The 18938-nt window shown below is 45.5% G+C and carries 22 protein-coding genes, 1 tRNA gene and 1 pseudogene; 13 read left to right on the top strand and 11 right to left on the bottom strand.

All coding sequences use genetic code 11. From position 1 onward, the window contains the following. Positions 1 to 885 (top strand): dihydrolipoyllysine-residue succinyltransferase (gene sucB / locus AC4E7D_RS03070; protein ID WP_490172340.1); only part of this gene is annotated, 885 nt, incomplete at its 5' end. An 8-nt stretch (positions 886 to 893) separates the two neighbouring features. On the opposite strand, the gene AC4E7D_RS03065 is transcribed toward sucB, so the two are convergent. Next, positions 894 to 1373: a retropepsin-like aspartic protease family protein gene (locus tag AC4E7D_RS03065; RefSeq protein ID WP_490172339.1), complete on the bottom strand. Its 480-nt coding sequence runs from the start codon at positions 1371 to 1373 to the stop codon at positions 894 to 896. Positions 1374 to 1381: 8 nt separating this feature from the next. Here AC4E7D_RS03065 and AC4E7D_RS03060 point away from each other — a divergent pair, with 8 nt between their 5' ends. The 8 genes from AC4E7D_RS03060 to AC4E7D_RS03025 all read left to right on the top strand — a co-directional run bounded on the left by AC4E7D_RS03060 (position 1382) and on the right by AC4E7D_RS03025 (position 6704). Continuing rightward, the gene (locus AC4E7D_RS03060; RefSeq protein ID WP_490172338.1) at positions 1382 to 2149 is read left to right on the top strand and encodes a TatD family hydrolase; all 768 of its coding nucleotides are present in this window, start codon (positions 1382 to 1384) and stop codon (positions 2147 to 2149) included. A gap of 47 nt (positions 2150 to 2196) precedes the next feature. Further along, complete coding sequence (locus tag AC4E7D_RS03055) at positions 2197 to 3225, top strand: asparaginase (protein ID WP_490172337.1); 1029 nt, start codon at positions 2197 to 2199, stop codon at positions 3223 to 3225. A gap of 68 nt (positions 3226 to 3293) precedes the next feature. Then, a tRNA-Ser gene (locus AC4E7D_RS03050) sits at positions 3294 to 3381 on the top strand. 156 nt (positions 3382 to 3537) lie between these two features. After that, positions 3538 to 4323 carry a MotA/TolQ/ExbB proton channel family protein gene (locus AC4E7D_RS03045; RefSeq protein ID WP_490172336.1) on the top strand — a complete coding sequence of 262 codons (786 nt, stop codon included), beginning with the start codon at positions 3538 to 3540 and terminating at the stop codon, positions 4321 to 4323. A gap of 23 nt (positions 4324 to 4346) precedes the next feature. Further along, positions 4347 to 4790 carry a hypothetical protein gene (locus tag AC4E7D_RS03040; RefSeq protein ID WP_490172335.1) on the top strand — a complete coding sequence of 148 codons (444 nt, stop codon included), beginning with the start codon at positions 4347 to 4349 and terminating at the stop codon, positions 4788 to 4790. A gap of 12 nt (positions 4791 to 4802) precedes the next feature. Beyond that, on the top strand, positions 4803 to 5411 hold the full coding sequence (locus AC4E7D_RS03035; RefSeq protein ID WP_490172334.1) for an ExbD/TolR family protein: 609 nt from the start codon (positions 4803 to 4805) through the stop codon (positions 5409 to 5411). A gap of 19 nt (positions 5412 to 5430) precedes the next feature. Next, positions 5431 to 5913, top strand: coding sequence for an ExbD/TolR family protein (locus AC4E7D_RS03030; RefSeq protein ID WP_490172333.1), 483 nt, complete (start codon positions 5431 to 5433; stop codon positions 5911 to 5913). A gap of 104 nt (positions 5914 to 6017) precedes the next feature. Further along, positions 6018 to 6704, top strand: a complete 687-nt coding sequence (locus tag AC4E7D_RS03025) for a porin family protein (protein WP_490172332.1) — start codon at positions 6018 to 6020, stop codon at positions 6702 to 6704. Positions 6705 to 6722: 18 nt separating this feature from the next. Here the strand turns inward: AC4E7D_RS03025 and AC4E7D_RS03020 are convergent, their stop codons facing one another. The 4 genes from AC4E7D_RS03020 to AC4E7D_RS03005 all read right to left on the bottom strand — a co-directional run bounded on the left by AC4E7D_RS03020 (position 6723) and on the right by AC4E7D_RS03005 (position 12752). Beyond that, positions 6723 to 7328 carry a hypothetical protein gene (locus AC4E7D_RS03020; RefSeq protein ID WP_490172331.1) on the bottom strand — a complete coding sequence of 202 codons (606 nt, stop codon included), beginning with the start codon at positions 7326 to 7328 and terminating at the stop codon, positions 6723 to 6725. Then, positions 7328 to 8782, bottom strand: coding sequence for an RNA polymerase factor sigma-54 (gene rpoN, locus AC4E7D_RS03015; protein ID WP_490172330.1), 1455 nt, complete (start codon positions 8780 to 8782; stop codon positions 7328 to 7330). The genes AC4E7D_RS03020 and rpoN overlap by 1 nt, the downstream gene beginning before the upstream one ends. 42 nt (positions 8783 to 8824) lie before the next feature. After that, positions 8825 to 10258, bottom strand: coding sequence for an asparagine--tRNA ligase (asnS, locus tag AC4E7D_RS03010; RefSeq protein WP_490172329.1), 1434 nt, complete (start codon positions 10256 to 10258; stop codon positions 8825 to 8827). Positions 10259 to 10355: 97 nt separating this feature from the next. Next, positions 10356 to 12752 (bottom strand): efflux RND transporter permease subunit, encoded by a 2397-nt coding sequence (locus AC4E7D_RS03005; RefSeq protein WP_490172328.1) that lies wholly within the window; start codon positions 12750 to 12752, stop codon positions 10356 to 10358. A 151-nt stretch (positions 12753 to 12903) separates the two neighbouring features. Between AC4E7D_RS03005 and AC4E7D_RS03000 the strand changes: the two genes are divergently transcribed. Next, on the top strand, positions 12904 to 13044 hold the full coding sequence (locus tag AC4E7D_RS03000) for a hypothetical protein (protein WP_490172327.1): 141 nt from the start codon (positions 12904 to 12906) through the stop codon (positions 13042 to 13044). A gap of 62 nt (positions 13045 to 13106) precedes the next feature. On the opposite strand, the gene frr is transcribed toward AC4E7D_RS03000, so the two are convergent. Together frr and pyrH are read right to left on the bottom strand one after the other, a co-directional pair. Continuing rightward, positions 13107 to 13661, bottom strand: a complete 555-nt coding sequence (gene frr / locus AC4E7D_RS02995; protein ID WP_490172326.1) for a ribosome recycling factor — start codon at positions 13659 to 13661, stop codon at positions 13107 to 13109. Between the two features lie 39 nt (positions 13662 to 13700). Then, complete coding sequence (gene pyrH, locus AC4E7D_RS02990; protein ID WP_490172325.1) at positions 13701 to 14408, bottom strand: UMP kinase; 708 nt, start codon at positions 14406 to 14408, stop codon at positions 13701 to 13703. A 184-nt stretch (positions 14409 to 14592) separates the two neighbouring features. Between pyrH and AC4E7D_RS02985 the strand changes: the two genes are divergently transcribed. Beyond that, a complete protein-coding gene (locus AC4E7D_RS02985) occupies positions 14593 to 15075 on the top strand; it encodes a hypothetical protein (protein ID WP_490172324.1) in 483 nt (160 codons plus the stop codon). Further along, positions 15059 to 15265: a helix-turn-helix transcriptional regulator gene (locus AC4E7D_RS02980; RefSeq protein ID WP_490172323.1), complete on the top strand. Its 207-nt coding sequence runs from the start codon at positions 15059 to 15061 to the stop codon at positions 15263 to 15265. Before AC4E7D_RS02985 ends, AC4E7D_RS02980 begins: the two co-directional genes overlap by 17 nt. 54 nt (positions 15266 to 15319) lie before the next feature. Here AC4E7D_RS02980 and tsf read toward each other — a convergent pair whose 3' ends face one another. The 4 genes from tsf to rplM form a co-directional block, all read right to left on the bottom strand. Further along, positions 15320 to 16147, bottom strand: coding sequence for a translation elongation factor Ts (tsf, locus tag AC4E7D_RS02975; protein WP_490172322.1), 828 nt, complete (start codon positions 16145 to 16147; stop codon positions 15320 to 15322). 50 nt (positions 16148 to 16197) lie between these two features. Then, entirely contained in the window at positions 16198 to 17346 is a 1149-nt protein-coding gene (rpsB, locus tag AC4E7D_RS02970) for a 30S ribosomal protein S2 (protein ID WP_490172321.1), read from the bottom strand. 210 nt (positions 17347 to 17556) lie between these two features. Beyond that, positions 17557 to 17943, bottom strand: a complete 387-nt coding sequence (gene rpsI, locus AC4E7D_RS02965; RefSeq protein WP_490172320.1) for a 30S ribosomal protein S9 — start codon at positions 17941 to 17943, stop codon at positions 17557 to 17559. Beyond that, on the bottom strand, positions 17943 to 18398 hold the full coding sequence (rplM, locus tag AC4E7D_RS02960; RefSeq protein WP_490172319.1) for a 50S ribosomal protein L13: 456 nt from the start codon (positions 18396 to 18398) through the stop codon (positions 17943 to 17945). Before rplM ends, rpsI begins: the two co-directional genes overlap by 1 nt. 269 nt (positions 18399 to 18667) lie before the next feature. Between rplM and AC4E7D_RS02955 the strand changes: the two are divergent. Then, positions 18668 to 18938: pseudogene (locus tag AC4E7D_RS02955) on the top strand (hypothetical protein); the annotation flags it as partial.

The following is an 18938-nucleotide window of genomic DNA, read 5'->3' as shown; positions in this document are numbered from 1 at the left end:
CAGACCTATGCCACAGGGACACCTTCACCAGCGGCCCGAAAGATCCTGGACGAAAAAGGTATTGACCCCGCCAGTGTAAAAGGTACCGGCAAGGATGGCAGGATTACCAAAGAGGATGCCGTTAAAGCAGTGCCTTCCATGGGGACACCCACCGGGGGCAGGCGAGGGGAAAGCCGCACCAAGCTCTCCATGCTAAGGAGAAAAGTAGCAGAGCGCTTAGTGGCTGCCAAAAATGAAACGGCCATGCTCACCACATTCAACGAAGTGGACATGTCTGCTATTTTTGAACTTCGCAAGCAATACAAAGAAACGTTTAAGGAGAAGCACGATGTGAGTCTTGGCTTCATGTCATTTTTTACCAAAGCGGTGATCCGTGCGCTGCAGCTTTTCCCGGCTGTGAATTCCATGATCGATGGCAAGGAGATGATCTCCTATGATTTTTGCGATATCAGTATCGCCGTTTCCGGGCCCAAAGGCTTGATGGTGCCGGTGATCCGAAATGCCGAAAATCTCACCTTCCGGGGGATTGAATCCGAAGTAAAACGCCTGGCACTGCGCGCAAGGGATGGACAAATTACTGTGGATGAAATGACAGGGGGTACGTTTACCATATCCAATGGGGGCGTCTTTGGTTCCATGCTTTCAACTCCCATCATCAATCCGCCCCAAAGTGGAATTCTGGGGATGCATAACATCGTGGAACGGCCCGTGGTCAAGGATGGCGCCATCGCCATTGCCCCGGTGATGTATGTAGCCCTGTCCTATGATCACAGGATTATAGACGGGCGTGAATCTGTAGGATTCCTGGTTGCTGTAAAGGAAGCGCTGGAGAGCCCAGTGGAAATTTTGATGGATGGTGATATAGAAAAAGCCCTGGAACTGTAGCGGTCCGGCTATTGCTGAGTTTCCTCGGATTCTGGTTCCTTGGGTGGTTTCAACTTAAGGTACAGGCATTCCTTGTCATAATCGATTATGGCTTTCCCTTTTTTCAGAATATCCGCCCCGATGATCCCGTCCACAGGTAAAGCTTTATGCGCTACAAGGGCTTCGTTCACATGTACAAGATCAAATAGTACAATCTTCAGCTTTTTTTTGGTCCAATCTCCGATTTCCAGATGGTTCTTGGAAGATACAAGCGTGGCCATATTGGTGGCTCCTGCACCAGCTGCTTTTACTTTGGATTCTTTTGTGGTAAGGTTAAAATAGGCGATTTTGTCAAAACTCACACAGGTATTTGATGCCCCTGTATCTACTATGAACCTGCCTGGTTGCCCGTTTATTTTCGCACGGATTTCCATATGATTGGTGGCTGTGAAAACTAAGGGGATTCTGACATAGTCTTTCTTTTCCAGAAACTTTTTCAGGCGGGCCATGAAGTTCCATGATGATCACAGATACGCATTGCCACCTTTACCTGGATGCCTTTAATGAGGACCGTGACGCAGTGATCTCGCGGGCGATGGACCTCGGGGTATCCCGCTTTTTCCTTCCGGCCATTGATTCGGAGCATACCCAGTCCATGCTGGACCTGCAATCGGCCTATCCCGAGCAGGTTTTTCTGATGGCTGGCCTGCATCCTACCCACGTTAAAGAGAACTATCAGGAGGAGCTGGATCATGTAAAAGAATTGTTGTCCGGCGGAATATATTGCGCTGTTGGTGAAATCGGGATCGATTTGTATTGGGATACTACCTATCTGGCACAACAGCAGGAAGCCTTCAGGACACAGATCAGATGGGCAAAGGAATTGGGACTGCCCATAGTGATCCATTGCCGTGAATCCTTCGATGAGATTTTTGAAATCCTGGAAGAAGAAAAGGGAGAAGAGCTGAGAGGAATCTTCCACTGTTTCACAGGCACGCTGGAGCAGGCACATCGGGCCATCGGCTATAATATGAAACTGGGTATCGGAGGTGTGGTTACCTTTAAAAACGGTAAGATCGACACCTTCCTGGATCAAATAGACCTCAGTCATATTGTCCTGGAAACAGATGCGCCCTACCTGGCACCAGTTCCCTACAGGGGAAAGAGAAATGAAAGCAGCTACCTGCAATATATTCTTGATAAACTTGCGGATATTTATAAAAGGCCCAAAGAGGAAATTGCCCGGGTTACCACGGAAAATTCCAGAGACGTATTCGGGCGGTAGTATTGGGCTGCTCAGATGTATTTCAGGTTTAGAAATGATAAAACCACATGAGTAAATCTATTCGTATTCTGCTTATCTACACCGGGGGGACTATCGGGATGGTAAGGCAATATAAATCGGGTGCCTTAAAGGCGTTTGATTTCAGGAAAGTCGTAGAACACATACCTGAACTTGGGCAACTGGACTGCAGTATCGATAGTGTTTCCTTTAAACAGCCTGTGGATTCTTCAGAAATGAACCCGGGGCACTGGACGGCGATCGCCACATTGATCGAGAAGCACTACACCACCTACGATGGCTTTGTGGTATTGCATGGCAGTGATACGATGAGCTATTCTGCTTCGGCACTCAGTTTTATGCTGGAGAACCTGCGCAAGCCAGTGATATTTACAGGATCTCAACTGCCCATCGGGGATTTACGGACTGATGCCAAGGAAAATCTGATCACCTCCATACAACTCGCTTCCATGCAAGAGGCAGGGAAACCCCTTATTCAGGAAGTGGGCTTATATTTTGAGTACAAACTGTACCGCGCCAATCGAACAACAAAACTCAATGCTGAGCACTTTCAGGCGTTTGGATCCATGAATTATCCGGCTATAGCCGAATCAGGGGTACACCTTAAAATTAACCGGAAGTCCTTATTCCGAAGTCCGCCGGGGAAAAAGTTCAAGGTTCATAAAACCCTTGATACCAATGTGGCCATCCTGAAGATTTTTCCGGGTATGAGCAAGAACCTCCTGACCACCATTTTAGGCATACCGGAACTAAAAGCCCTTATCCTGGAAACCTATGGCGCTGGCAATGCCCCCACATCGCCCTGGATCTTAAATGCCCTGCGAGAGGCCGTATCGGGAGGGCTTCATATTGTCAATGTAACCCAATGCCCGGGCGGAAGTGTCATCATGGGCAGGTACAAGACCAGCATCGCCCTTAAGAAAATGCATCTCATAGATGGGGGGGATATCACAACGGAAGCGGCCATCACAAAGCTTATGTACCTGCTGGGGAGCAAGGTTTCGGCCAAAGCTTTTAAAACAATTTTTGAAACCCCGCTCCGGGGGGAAATGTCTTAAAATTAACGGGGGAAAATTTTATTAAATAATAATTTTTTTGTTTCTTGGACGCCCTGTTTATAAGGAATAGAGAGGTGGCCGAGTGGTCGAAGGCGCACGCCTGGAAAGTGTGTATACACCAAAAGTGTATCGAGGGTTCGAATCCCTTCCTCTCTGCAAATTTATCCTTTGGGGGCATCTCTCTGAACAACCGGATTTAATAGCTTTTTTAGGAGTTCGGCCCGGTACTTCTGCCGCCAAGTTTTAATTTTTTAATTGTATTTTTTATTTTATCTTTAACCCTATTAACTAACTAAATTTAAGTTTGAAAAAATGAAAAGATTATTCTCGATCCTGGCCATGGCCGGGTTATTTGTCCTAAGTACAAATACAGTGAGCGCAAAAGCAACCGCAGCAATGTCCAACATGTCTGCAATGGTAAATACAACCATGGTGATGTTGCAGGACGAAGCAGGCGCTGAAGAGGCAAAAGGATTCACACAAGTTTTGAAGGAACAATTCATCCAGGGAGGTGCAGGATTCATGGGAATCGTATTGCTCTGTTTGATCCTTGGACTTGCAGTTGCAATTGAAAGGATTATCTACCTGAACCTGGCAAGCACCAATTCTTCCAAGCTTAAGCAGCAGGTAGAAGACGCATTGTCTTCCGGTGGAATTGAAGCCGCCAAAGAAATCTGCCGAAACACCAAAGGCCCCGTTGCCTCTATCTACTATCAGGGACTTGATCGTGCAGGAGAAAGCGTGGAGTCTGCAGAAAAAGCAGTTGTTGCCTACGGAGGTGTACAAATGGGGCAGCTCGAGAAAAACGTATCCTGGTTATCGCTGTTTATCGCCATTGCCCCAATGCTTGGGTTCATGGGTACGGTAATCGGTATGATCCAGGCCTTCCAGAAAATTAGTGCAGTAGGTAACCTGAGCGCCTCGCTGATCGCAGGTGATATCCAGGTAGCACTTTTGACAACAGTATTTGGTCTTATCACGGCTATTATACTGCAAATTTTCTATAACTACATTATTGCTAAAATCGACAGTATTGTAAACGACATGGAAGACTCTTCGATCACATTGATCGATATGCTGGTAGACGCCAAGAAGTAAGTTGAACTCTCAAAAGAACCGTAATGAATAAAATAGTAAAAATAGTTCTTGCCGTTATTGGAGTTGTCGCAGCGATCATGTGGTACCAGCTACCGAGTAAGGATGTGCCGGTTTCTGAAGCAATAGACAGCACAGCCATGAATACCATGTTCATGCTAATGTACTTATTGCTCGGAATTGCGGTAGCAGCAAGCTTGTTGTTTACCATCAAAAGCTACTTCTCTAATCCCAAGAGCCTGAAGAAGACCCTTATGCTTATCGTAGGGTTTGCGCTGGTAGTGGTAATCGCCTACGCACTTTCTGATGGAGCAGATGGCACCGTTGAGGCCATGGCCAGCAGAGGTGTGGAAACTACAGAAAGCACAGTAAAGAACATTGGCACAGGATTAAACGTGTTTTTCTTCCTCGTAATTATCGCCGTTGGATCAATGGCCTGGGGAGGATTGAAGAAAGTGATGAACAAATAAAAAGGAAACATTATGCCTAGAAGAGGAGGACCACCAGAAGTAAATGCAGGATCGATGGCAGATATTGCCTTCCTGTTGCTGATCTTTTTCCTGGTAACTACTACCATTGAAACAGACGCAGGGTTGGACCGTATGTTGCCTCCCATTGAACCACCCGATACGGATGTGGTGATCAAGCAGAAGAATATCTTCACCGTGAATATCAACAAGAATGGCCAGCTGCTGGTTGAGGAAGAACTGATCGACCTCAGGGACCTGCGCCAGAAGGCTGTGGCATTCCTTGACAATGGTGGAGATGGTACCTGTAATTACTGCAGGGGAGCAAAAGACGCCAGTTCGTCAGATAATCCCGCAAAAGCGATTATTTCTCTTAAAAATGACAGGGAAACACGTTATGCTACGTACATCACCGTTCAAAACGAACTTGTAGGGGCGTATAACGAATTGCGTAACCGGGAAGCTCAGCGCCTGTATGGCAGGAACTTTACCGAGATGGAGGCTGAATTCTTAAACCCTGAAACACCATCCAGGATCCGTGATGATCTGAAGGATAAGGTAAAAAGGATACAGGAATTGTTTCCTCAAAAACTGTCAGAAGCCGAAACTTCTACATCTAACTAATAAAAGCTAAAAAACAATTATGGCTAAATTCAATAAGAAAAAAGATGGGGACGTACCCGCAGTATCTACAGCGTCTTTGCCAGACATTGTATTTATGCTTTTGTTCTTCTTCATGACCGTTACGACCATGAAGGATAGTACACTCCTGGTACAAAACACCCTGCCCAACGCAACGGAAGTTAAAAAGTTGGAAAAGAAAGACCGGGTGTTGTACATCTATGTAGGGAAACCTACACGGGAGTACCAGAAAGTATTCGGTACGGAGCCAAAAATACAATTGAACGACAAGTTTGCTGATGTATCCGAAGTTGGAGATTTTATCCTTATGGAGCGAGCAAAAAAGCCGCAGGAACTCCAGAATGTATTGACCACTGCTCTTAAAGTGGACAAGGAAGCCAATATGGGGCTTATTTCAGATATCAAGCAAGAACTTAGAAAAGTGAATGCCCTTAAAGTTAATTACACAACTTATGAAGGGGATGCTTTCCGGAACCTGCAATAGTAGAACGGAAAGCCATCAGACTTAAAGAGGTTAGGAAGCGCCCCAGTTATATTTGGGGCGCTTTTTTTATGCCAGCGGCAGAGAAATAAGTAATTTTAACTACTATGCGCAGGCTTTTTCAGGTATTATTTTTTTTGCTCGGAACACTAGTGGTTATTGCCCAGGAATCTTCCGTTACTGAGAGCGACAAGTACCTGGAAGATCAATTTTATATTGGCCTTACGTACAATATACTGCTCAATAAACCACCCTCTGTTACCCAACAAAACCTTTCTTATGGCCTGCAGACCGGTTTTATTAAAGACATTCCCCTCAATGAACAACGGAATTTTGCCGTTGGGATCGGGCTGGGCTACGCGGTAAATTCCTACTACAACAATATACTGGCTACGCAGACCCCGGAGGGTATCACCTACCAGGTGATAGCAGACGGGTTTGACTATAAAAGGAACAAGATTGAAACCCATTTGGTGGAAATGCCTCTGGAAATACGATGGCGAAATTCCACGGCGCAGGAGCATCGTTTTTGGCGTATCTATACCGGGTTTAAATTGGGATATATCGTAGGGACGCGTTCCAAGATTGTGACGGAAACCTACAAGGATTCTTTTTACAACAGGGACACTAAAAATTTCCGGTATGGGCTAATGCTCAATGTGGGATACAATACTTTTAATATCCATGTCTACTATTCCCTGAACGATTTCTTTGAAGACACCACCACCCTGGATACCGGTGAATCCCTGTCCCTGACCCCCCTGAGCATCGGAATTATTTTTTACATCCTGTAGAGAAGCTTACATAATTAGTTACAACCAAAACTTAAAGGTGAGCAGTTGGGAGATCATTCCCACAAGTAACCCGATGACCACCTCAGCCCTGCCATGGGCATGAAAATATAGCCGTGAAGTAGCCACCAGCCCCGTAGCAAGGATAATAATGCTTATCGCCATGGTAATGTTGAGCTCAAAATGGATGCTCAGGCCTACCAGGAACATGAGCAAGGTCCCCATACCCATCATGTGCAGGCTACTTTTAAAATTGAGGAAGAGCAGCAGAAGGGATGTAAAAGTGCCTGATATCAGTCCAATAAAAAAATAATACAGCTCTATGGTATAGTTGTTCGGGATTACTTTTAAAAGGATCATCAGCAAGAGGGCTAGGCTGATCATTAGGGGGTACTTCCTTTCATGCACAGCAGGTAGGAAAACAGAACTTACCACTCCCAGGTTCCTCAGAATGAAGTAAATAATAATGGGGATGATCACTGTAAGGATAAAGATGGGTAAGATATTGCCACTTTGCAATTCCAGGGGACTGTACTTAGGGGTGATGACAAAATAGGAAAGCGTTCCCATAATAGGAATAAACAGGGGATGAAAGAAGTAGGAAACAACCTTTAAGAAAAGTTTCATCAAATTTGTTTTCTGAGGCGCGCCACCGGAATCCCTAATTGTTCCCGGTACTTTGCCACGGTGCGCCTTGCAATGGGGTAGCCCTTCTCTTTAAGGAGTTTGGCCAGCTTATCGTCTGTAAGAGGTTTTTTCTTGTCCTCTTCGTTGATTACGTTTTCCAGTATTTTCTTGATCTCTTTGGTCGATACGTCCTCCCCCTCGATATTCTTCATGGATTCTGAGAAATACTCCTTGATGAGCCGTGTGCCGTATGGGGTATCCACGTACTTGCTGTTGGCGACCCTTGATACCGTTGAGACGTCCATATTAATGGCATCGGCAATGTCCTTGAGGATCATGGGTTTTAGTTTGCGTTCATCCCCGCTGAGGAAATACTCTTTCTGGTAATCCATGATCGCATTCATGGTAATATAAAGGGTCTGCTGACGCTGCTTTATGGCGTCGATAAACCATTTGGCGGCATCGAGTTTCTGCTTGATAAACAGTACGGCATCTTTCTGGGCTTTGGTTCGATCTTTGGACTGTTTATAGCCCTTGAGCATATTATTATACTCCTTGGATACGTGCAGGTCCGGGGCATTCCTCGAGTTGAGGCTCAGTTCGAGTTCCCCATCCACTATACGGATAGAGAAATCAGGAACAATATGTTCCACTATTTTGTTACCACCTGAATACGATCCCCCGGGTTTTGGATTGAGCCTTTCTATTTCAGCGATGGCTTCCTTGAGCTCCTCCTCTGAAATGTTGTGTTTTTGCAGCAGTTTCTGATAATGCTTTTTCGTAAACTGTTCGAATGACTTCTCCAGGATTTCCCTGGCCAGTTCAATCGCGGGAGTGGGTGCTTTGCGCTTTAGCTGTATGATCAGGCATTCGTCTAGTGAACGGGAACCCACACCGGGAGGATCCAGTTCCTGTACAATTTTTAAAACATTTTCAATGGCGGCTTCATCCACATATACGTTTTGGGTGAAGGCGAGGTCATCCATGATATCAGGGATGGTCCTGCGAATATATCCGCTTTCATCCACGCTTCCCACTAGAAATTCAGCAATTGCCCATTCTTCATCATTCAGATAGATGGTATTTAGCTGATTCATCAGGTACTGATTGAAGGAAATCCCCGATGCAAAGGGGATGCTCTTCTCATCTTCATCCGGACTGTAATTACTGGTCTGTGTCCGGTAATCCGGTATTTCATCATCACTCAGGTAATCATCTATATTGATGTCCTCCGTGTCAATGGTTTGCGCATCCATATCCCCTTCTACAGGCTCCCCAAAATCATCCTCATTGTCCAAACTCTCCTTACCGCTTTCCAGGGCAGGGTTCTCTTCCAATTCCTGTTTGAGCCGCTGTTCAAAAGCCTGTGTAGGCAATTGAATGAGCTTCATTAACTGGATTTGCTGAGGGGAAAGCTTTTGTGCTAGTTTAAACTGTAAGTGTTGTTTCAGCATCGGGGTATCAAATAACCTTCCACATAAAGTTACGCATAAGAATCAAAACTCGGCATTCTGCGGTGTCCTTGGGAAAGGAATAACATCGCGAATGTTCCCCATACCAGTGGCAAATTGTATCAGCCGCTCAAATCCAAGCCCAAATCCGCTATGTACGGCAGATCCAAATTTCCTGAGATCGAGGTACCACCAGAGTTCCTTTTCATCAATACCCATCTCCGCAATTCGTTTCTGGAGCACGTCCAGGCGTTCTTCACGCTGGGAACCACCGGCGATTTCTCCGATACCCGGGAAAAGGACATCCATGGCACCTACGGTTTTACCATCTTCATTGAGCCGCATATAAAACGCCTTGATCTTCGCCGGGTAATCGTAAAGGATTACCGGACAGTTGAAATGTTTTTCCACCAGGTACCTCTCATGTTCGCTTTGGAGGTCTGTACCCCATTCCTCCACGAGGTACTGGAATTTTTTCTTTTTATTGGGTTTGCTGTTCCGCAATATTTCTATGGCCTCCGTATAGGGCACACGCTTAAATTCATTTTCCGTAACGAATTTCAGTTTTTCGATTAAGGCCATTGGGCTGCGTTCGGCCTGAGGTTTTGTTTTTTCTTCGTCGAGCAGTCTTTTCTCAAGGAACAACAGGTCTTCCTCACAATTCGTGAGAATATAGTTGAGGATACTTTTAATGAAATTTTCTGCGAGGTCCATATTGTCCTGCAGGTCGTAAAAGGCCATTTCCGGCTCAACCATCCAGAACTCGGCCAGGTGGCGGGAAGTATTTGAATTTTCGGCCCGGAAGGTCGGGCCAAACGTATATACCTTACCAAGGGCCAGAGCATAGGCCTCGGCCTCCAGTTGTCCGGATACGGTAAGGTTAGTTTCCTTGCCAAAAAAATCCTGGGCGAAATCCACGCTTCCTTCCTCTGTTAATGGTGGGCTATCGGGGGGAAGGGTAGTAACCCTGAACATTTCTCCCGCGCCCTCGGCATCGGAGCCGGTAATTATAGGGGCGTGGAAATAGTAGAAGCCATTATCCCGGAAATATTTATGAATAGCAAAAGCCAGTGCAGACCTCACCCGCATTACAGCCGCAAAGGTATTGGTCCTCACCCTCAGGTGGGCCTGTTCCCTCAAGAACTCCATGGAATGCTTTTTAGGCTGAATGGGATAGGCCTCAGGATCTGCAGCCCCATGAACATAAATATCCTCAACCTGTATTTCCACTGCCTGTCCCCGGCCCATACTTTCCACAAGTGTGCCGGACACGCGGATCGCAGCCCCCGTGGAGATCTGTTTTAGCAACTCCGGGTCAAAGGTCTCGAAGTCCACCACACACTGAATATTCTTTTGTGTTGACCCATCGTTCAGGGCAATAAAACGATTACTCCTGAAAGTCCGCACCCATCCATTTACGGACACTTCTCTCCCTATCCATTCCGGATTCAATAGCTCTCTTACACTATAAGGCTCCATAGGTTATTGGTCTTATTTAGAACCGCAAAGATAGCCCATCTACCAAAAAGATTATACCCCCTGAAGGATTTATAACAGGAAAGAGGCGGGGAGAGGATCAGGCCGCACTATCCGGCAGTTCATCCTTGGGGAGGATATCAATTTGTGGTTTTTTAAGGACTTCCTTATTGGCAATGCTCCTTTCGAGTGAAAGCAGGAGAGAGGGGAGCAAAATAAGGTTGGCCAGCATGGCGAAGAGGAGAGTGGCCGAAACCAGTGCCCCGAGGGCTACAGTACCCCCAAAATTGGAAATGACAAAAACGGAAAACCCAAAAAAGAGTACGATAGAGGTATAGAACATACTTACGCCGGTTTCCCGCAATGCCGCATAGACAGATTTCTGGATACGCCATTTACTGGCCGTAAGCTCCTGTCGGTATTTCGCCAGGAAATGAATGGTGTCGTCCACTGAGATCCCGAAAGCAATACTGAAAACTAAAATAGTAGAGGGTTTAATAGGGACACCCACAAAACCCATTACCCCGGCAGTGATCAGCAGCGGGAGCAGGTTGGGGATGAGCGAAATCAGGATCATCCTGAAGGAGCGGAACAAGTAGGCCATAAACAGAGCTATTAGTCCAATGGCAAGTGAAAGGGATAGCACCAGGTTGCGCACCAGATATTTTGTGCCTTTCAGGAACAGAAGTGCCTTCCCGGTCATGTAAACGGAATATCGCTCATCAGGGAATATTTTAGCGATATTTTCGATTAGGGTGGCTTCTATTTCCTCCATACGATCCGTTCGTACATCCCGCATAAAGGTGGTAATACGCGCTACCTGTCCCGTACTGTCAACGAAACTTTTCAATAAATCGCTATTCCCCTGAGATTTTCGTGCCACGTCCATGATAAAGGTGTTTTCCTGGGCGGTGGGCAGTTGGTAATATTTTGGAATACCGTTATAAAAGGCCTGCTTGGAATACTTTATCAGGTTTACGACGGAGACCGGTTTGGAAAGCTCAGGTGTTTCTTCTATGATGGCCCCCAAGCGATCCATGCGGTTGAGGGTAGCCGCTTTCATCACCCCCTTTTTCCTTTCGGTGTCCACCACGATCTCCACGGGCATTATCCCGTCAAATTCCTCTTCAAAGAACCGGATATCCTTGAAAAAATCGGCCTTTTTAGGCATGTCCTCTATAGGACTTCCGGAGATACGGATTTGGTAAATACCGATAATGCTCACGGCCAGCAGGGCAACAGAAGTGAAGTATACGGCTATACGGTGATCCCGCACGATGCGTTCCATCCAGTTAACAAATCCTTCCATCCAGTTTTTGTTGAGGTGCTTCAGGTGCTTTGTTTTGGGCAGGGCCATAAAGCTGTACACAATGGGGATAATAAGCAGGGATAGGATAAAGATCCCCAAAATATTGATGGATGCTACGGTACCAAATTCTGTAAGCAACTTACTATCTGTGATGATAAACGTTGCAAATCCCGAGGCGGTAGTAACATTGGTCATCAGAGTGGCATTGCCAATTTTTGAAATCACCCGCTGCAGGGAAAGGGCCTGATTCCCGTGTTTATTTACTTCCTGCTGATACTTGTTGATCAGGAAAATACAATTGGGGATCCCGATGACAATTATTAGTGGCGGGATCAGGGCAGTAAGTACCGTGATTTCATACCTTAGGAGTCCCAGGACCCCAAAGGCCCACATTACCCCGATCGTCACTACAAATATTGAAATCAGAGTGGCCCGGACACTTCGAAAGAAGAAGAAGAAAATAAAAGAGGTAACGGCGAGGGCAGCGCCAATGAATTTTCCGATTTCATCGATGATGTTCTGGGAATTCAGAGTGCGTATATATGGCATGCCTGAAATGCGCACATCCATACGGGTTTCTTCCTCAAAATTCTCTACCAGCCGTTTCAGGTCATTCAGCACGAAATCCTTTCGTACCGAAGTATTCACAATATCCTGATCCAGGTAGGCGACCGTCCGTATGGTTTTAGTTTCCTTGTTATACAACAGCTTATCATAGAACGGCAACTCATCAAAAAGTTGTGACGTAAGGCTGTCGATGGCGGCTTTTGAGGCCACCTCACCTTGCAGGAAGGGCTGAAGTACGAATTCCTGTTTCTCGTTATCTTTTTCGAGCACCTGCAGGTTATCCGTTGAAATAACGAAGTCAACTTCAGGAAACGCCTCGAGTTGCTTATTCAATACATTCCACCTGTTGAAATTATCAGGGGTGAACAAGGTGCTGTCCTTAATGGCAAGAACAATGGCGTTACCTTCTTCTCCAAAAAGGTTGAGAAACTCTTTATATTCCTGGTTTACGGGATGATCATCCGGCAAGAGGTTGGCTTCTGTGGTGGAGAAGCGCATATGCTGCCATTGCATGGCCAGGAAAACGGTTACGGCTGCGATCAGGGCGAGGATAAGTATCCTGTTGCGCAAAATAATGCGAACAGTCCTTGCCCAAAACCCTTGTGTTAACTTGGCAACCATATAGCTTCCCTTACGGGCGGCAAAGGTAGAGAATGACTGACAGTGTTCCTAACAGACCACTAAAAAATGGGTGTGATTCCCTTGTTTTCCAGTAGTATGCGGATGAAAAAGCGTATAAATAGCTACCTTGTGGTATACAAGCCGAAAGAAGATGAGCGGGGAAACGCCCCATAAGCGGTATGGAAGATGGGCCAGAAGGAGTTATCGGGTACTGATCGTAATTTGTGTCCTGCTGCTTATCCTGGCCATCATTATCTTTTATGTTAATGATATGGGGCAGGGAATAAAATGAAGCCACTGCTCTGAATTTCAGGCAGTGGCCTTTTGGTTCTTGGCTAGCGGTATCAGACAACATCACACTTTCATGATCTCGGCCTCTTTGGATTCCAGTAATGCGTCTATTTTTTTGGTGTAGCTATCGGTGAGTTCCTGTATATCTATTTCTGCATTTGATTCCAGATCTTCAGAAATATCCAGGTTTTTAATTTCTTTGTTGGCCTCCTGTCTGGCACTGCGCACACTTACTTTGGCGTCTTCTGCTTCTGCTTTGGCTTGTTTTACCAGCTGCTTGCGCCTTTCTTCGGTAAGGGGCGGCACATTGATGATAATGGTTTCTCCATTATTCATAGGGTTAAACCCCAGGTTGGCATTCATAATGGCCGTTTCAATTTCACCTAGCAATTTTTTTTCCCAGGGTTGAATGGAGAGCGTCCGGGCGTCCGGAGTATTGATGTTGGAAACCTGTGACAAGGGCGTCATTGAACCATAATATTCTACAGATACTGTAGATAACATTGAAGGATTTGCCCTACCTGCCCTGATCTTGATAAATGCCTTTTCCAGGTGCGTAATAGCCGCATCCATACTTTCTTTGGTGGTTTCCAGAATTAAATCTACTTCTTCGTTCATGATTGCGTATAATTGAGCCTGTTCAATATACAATTTAGATCAGAGGTTCACAACCGTACCGATATTCTCACCAGAAACTATTTTCAAAAGGTTACCCTTTTTATTCATGTCGAATACCACTATGGGTAGCTCGTTTTCCTGGCTCAGGGTAAAGGCCGTGCTATCCATTACCTTAAGCCCTTTATTCAGCACATCTTTAAAGGATATCTTGTCGAATTTGGTGGCAGTTTTGTCTTTTTCGGGATCACTCGTATAGATCCCGTCTACACGCGTTCCCTTGAGGATCACGTCTGCTTCGATCTCTATGGCCCTCAGTACAGCTGCAGAGTCTGTGGTAAAATATGGGTTGCCGGTACCCCCTCCGAAAATAACTACCCGACCTTTTTCCAGATGGCGCATCGCTCTTCTGCGGATAAAAGGTTCGGCAACTTCGTTGATCTTAATGGCTGATTGCAGTCGGGTTTCCAGTCCCTTATCTTCCAGAGCAGCTTGTAAAGCCAGGCCGTTGATTATGGTAGCCAGCATGCCCATATGGTCGCCCTGTACGCGATCCATACCATTGCTCTGGCCTGCCAATCCTCTGAAAATGTTACCGCCCCCAATGACTATCGCTACTTCAACACCGCTGTTTACCACTTCCTTAATTTCCTCGGCGTATTCTGAAAGTCGTTTGGGATCAATCCCGTATTGCCTTTCTCCCATTAACGCTTCCCCGCTTAACTTTAAAAGAATCCTCTTATATCGCATTAAATTCCACTTATTGTCGAACAAAAATAATCAAAATTTCAAGGGGATGCAGTTGGATAAATGAAAATAAACTTTGCCTGATCCTCCATATGTAGATAATCCTCCAGTGTACTTTTTGATATGAAAATGTAAAAAATATTTGTCTAAATGTAAAATATACTTTACATTGTTCAAAAAAATGATCATGAGTGCGAAATATCTTTTTCCGGCGCAGTACAGGGCAATAGGCTGGGCTGTTTTTATCCCTGCTGCCCTTTTAGGCATCCTTACCCTCTTCCTGGAATGGGAACCTGCTTTTTTCGATGTCAAGGTCCTTGGATTTTTTATCGATGAGGTTTTTGGGGTGGAAAAGCTGGTGGGATTCACTGAAAACAATATCCTGAATGAAATACTCGGGATTCTGGTTATCCTCAGCGGCTTGCTTGTGGCCTTTTCCAGGGAAAAGGACGAGGACGAGTTGATTACCAAGATCCGACTGGAATCACTGGTTTGGGCCACCTACTGGAACTATGGTATCCTGATCCTGGCTTTTCTGCTGTTCTATGACCTTACCTTTTACTGGGTCATGGTCTTCAACATGTTTACTATCCTTTTCCTATTCATTATCCGGTTTAACCTGGTCATTTACAAACTGAGAAAAACAACGGGCCGTGAAGAATACAATTAAACTCAACAGGGCAAGGACAGGGATTACCCAGGCTGATTTGGCCAACAGGGTGCAGGTGAGCCGGCAGACCATTAATGCTATTGAGCTGGGTAAATATGCTCCGTCTACCATATTGGCTCTGAAACTTTCTGAAATTTTTCAGGTCCCGGTCAATGATTTATTCGAACTGGAAGAGGGGGACTGGGAATAAACAAAAAAACCGCTTCCTGTGGGAAGCGGTCTTTATTCTTGTACTGAGGTTTAGTTAGGACCCCAATGCGACCCTTTCAAATCCTGTGATTTCCAGGGAAGCATCAACAGATTTTACATATTGGGCAACACTTTTCTTGCTGTCTTTTATGAAATCCTGGTTAACGAGGGTATTGTCCTTAAAGAACCTTTTCAGTTTCCCCTGGGCAATTTTATCCAGCATGGCTTCTGGTTTTCCTTCCTGCCTGAGTTGATCTTTAGCAATCTCGATCTCCTTTTCGATTACGCTTTGCTCAACACCTTCCTCGTTTAGGGCTACAGGATTCATAGCGGCTGCCTGCATAGCAACATCTTTGGCTGCTACGGCGGAACCTTCCACGGATGCAGAAAGCCCTACAAGGGTAGCTATTTTGTTTCCTGCGTGGATGTATGACCCAACAAATGGGGCACTCAGTTTTTTATATCCGCCAATTTCGATCTTTTCACCAATTACACCCGTTTGCTCAATCAGCTTTTCCTCAACGGAAAGACCGTTGAAGTTGGCCTTCATGAACTCCTCTTTTGAATCGAAGTTAAGGGCCAGTTCAGCCAGTTCTTTCGCCAGGGTAACGAAACTCTCGTTCTTGGCAACGAAATCTGTTTCACAATTCAGTGATATAATAACACCGTTAGTTCGGTCATCACTGACCTTCGCAATAGCAGCACCTTCTGAGGAATCCCTGTCGGCCCGTTTGGCAGCTACTTTTTGTCCTTTTTTCCTGAGGATCTCAATGGCTTTATCAAAATCCCCTTCTGCTTCTACCAGTGCATTCTTGCAGTCCATCATGCCTGCACCGGTTGATTTTCTCAACTTGTTTACCTCTGCGGCGGTAATTTTAACCATTTCCAATATTCTTTTTTCTTTAATAGTATAATAGTGATGACAAGCCAGGCTTATTCAACACCTGCTTTGGCTTTATCCTGCCAGTCTTTTAGTTTATCCCAATCTCCGTCAGCAGCCATTTTCGCCTGTTTCGGCCAGGAGGTAGGGTCGAGATGCGCCATCCTTGAGCTGGCTTCAGTAAGGATGTCCTTAATGGCTTCGGGTTTGGACTTCGACAATTTATCAAAAGTGTCGATTCCCGCATTTACCAATGCCTCAGCCCCTTTTGGTCCGATACCCTCTATTTTGGTAAGGTCATCGGCCTTCGCAGCTTCCTTTTTAGGAGCAGCTTTCTTTTTTTCTTCAACAGGAGCTTCTTCCTTAACCTTTGGTGCCTCGGCAACAGGCGCTGCTTCAACAGTCTCTTTCGTCTCTTTTACAGTTTCTTTGGCTTCGGTTTTCTTAGCTGGAGTTTCCGCCTTAGCGGCAGTTTGTTCAGCTGCACCTTCTGCATCAGCCTGTTTTTCTGCCTTACGCTCGGCGAGGCCTTCAGCAACTGCAGAAGTCACAGATTCCATGATCAGGTCAATGGATTTCGAAGCGTCGTCATTAGAAGGAATTACGTAATTGATGGGTCGGGGGTCACAATTGGTATCCACCATGGCAAAGATGGGGATATTCAGTTTCTGTGCCTCTTTAACGGCGATGTGCTCGCGCATCACATCAACTACAAAAATGGCGCCGGGCAAACGGGTCATGTCCGCAATTGAACCCAGGTTCTTTTCCAGTTTAGACCTCAGACGGTCTACCTGAAGCCTTTCTTTTTTAGAAAGGGTATTGAAGGTTCCGTCTTTTTTCATACGGTCGATGGAAGCCATTTTCTTAACCGCTTTCCTGATCGTCACGAAGTTGGTCAGCATTCCCCCAGGCCACCTTTCCGTGATGTAGGGCATATTGATGGCCGAAACTTTATTGGCCACAATATCCTTGGCCTGTTTCTTGGTCGCTACGAACAAGATCTTACGGCCAGAAGCTGCAATTTTCTTTAAAGCCTCATTGGCTTCTTCCAGTTTTGCAACGGTTTTGTACAGGTTGATTACGTGAATCCCATTGCGCTCCATGTAGATGTAGGGAGCCATGTTGGGGTTCCATTTTCGGGTAAGGTGTCCAAAATGGACGCCTGCCTCCAGGAGGTCTTTTACTTCAGCTTTATTTGCCATGTTAAAATTAGTTTACGTTCTTAATTCATTAGCAATGCAAGAGTGGTAGGCAGTAAAGCCCGCCTCCTGCATTTAGATGCTAAACTAAAGTGTCCTGTCCTGCTACTAACAATAAGCAATTGCTGTAGTCAGGGAAGGACGGGTTGTCTTTTTACTAAGACTATCAATGAACTTGTTCCTGCATTTTCGCCAGGCAGGAGATGGCGTAAATTATCGCTTGGAGAACTGGAATTTCTTACGGGCTTTCTTTTGGCCGTATTTCTTCCTTTCTACCATTCGAGGGTCACGGGTGAGCAGGCCTTCTGGCTTCAGGGTTTGCCTGTTTTCCTCATCCACTTCACAAAGAGCGCGGGAAAGGGCTAGCCTAACGGCTTCAGCCTGACCGGTGATACCTCCACCGTAAACGTTCACCTTCACGTCGTAATTTCCATCCAGGTTGGTAAGGCTGAAAGGTTGCTTTACCTTATACTGAAGGGTGGCAGTGGTGAAATAATCATTGAGGTCACGCTTGTTAACCGTAATGTTTCCTTTACCTTTTGAAAGGTAGACACGTGCAACTGCAGTTTTTCTTCTTCCTATTTTATGTATTACCTCCATTATTTAAGGTCGTTAAGGTTAATTGCCTTTGGTTTTTGGGCTTCCTGATTATGTTCTGTTCCCACATAAACCCTGAGGTTACGGAATAAATCCGCTCCCAGCCTGTTTTTTGGAAGCATGCCTTTCACCGCTTTCTCAACCAGGCGCTCGGGATGTTTGTCAAACAATTCCTGTGCAGTGCGGGACCTTTGTCCACCAGGGTAACCTGTGTGTCTGATATAGGTCTTATCGTTCCATTTGTTTCCTGTAAGGACGATTTTATCAGCGTTGATAACTACCACATTATCCCCGCAATCCACATGGGGGGTAAAATTGGGCTTGTATTTACCTCGCAGTAATTTCGCCACCTTGGAGGCAAGCCTTCCCAGGGATTGTCCTTCAGCATCTACCAATACCCACTGCTTGTCCACTGTGGCTTTATTGGCAGAAATTGTCTTGTAGCTAAGCGTATCCACTACTCTTCATTTATTAATTAAACACGTATATCCCGATAAACGGGCTGCAAATGTACAATTATTAAGTTGAAATACAAACGGTTGTTTCTCATAATTTTTACTTTTTTCATTTGTTATTTCAGAGGTACCTTTTAGGAGTTTAGAACTATTTTATTGCTGATTAGTTACTCATTCAAACCTAAGATATAGATCTAAAAGAACGCCCAATAACATACTATTAGCGCCTGATTTTCGTTTGGATCATTACAAACCCAATAAAAAACGCAAAAATGCTACGAAAGTTTGTTTTAACAATGATTACTGCCGGAATGCTCTTCTCTTGCTCGTCAGACAAAGAAGATGGTGCAGCCAATCCCTCAGCTATTCTTGGCACATGGGATCTGACAGCTCTCCAGATCGATGAAAACAATGCGACTACGGATGAAGAATTTGGCAAGGAGATTCTGGATTTTCTTACCGCGCAGCAATGCTATATCATTACCCTGACCTTTAACGAGGACCTCAGTGTAGTAACTGAAAATTCCGGGAGTTATGTAGAAA

It is taken from the genome of Lentiprolixibacter sp., from assembly GCF_982873095.1.
Note: the sequence above shows the minus strand (reverse complement) of the source record. Positions and strands in the feature narration are given on the sequence as shown.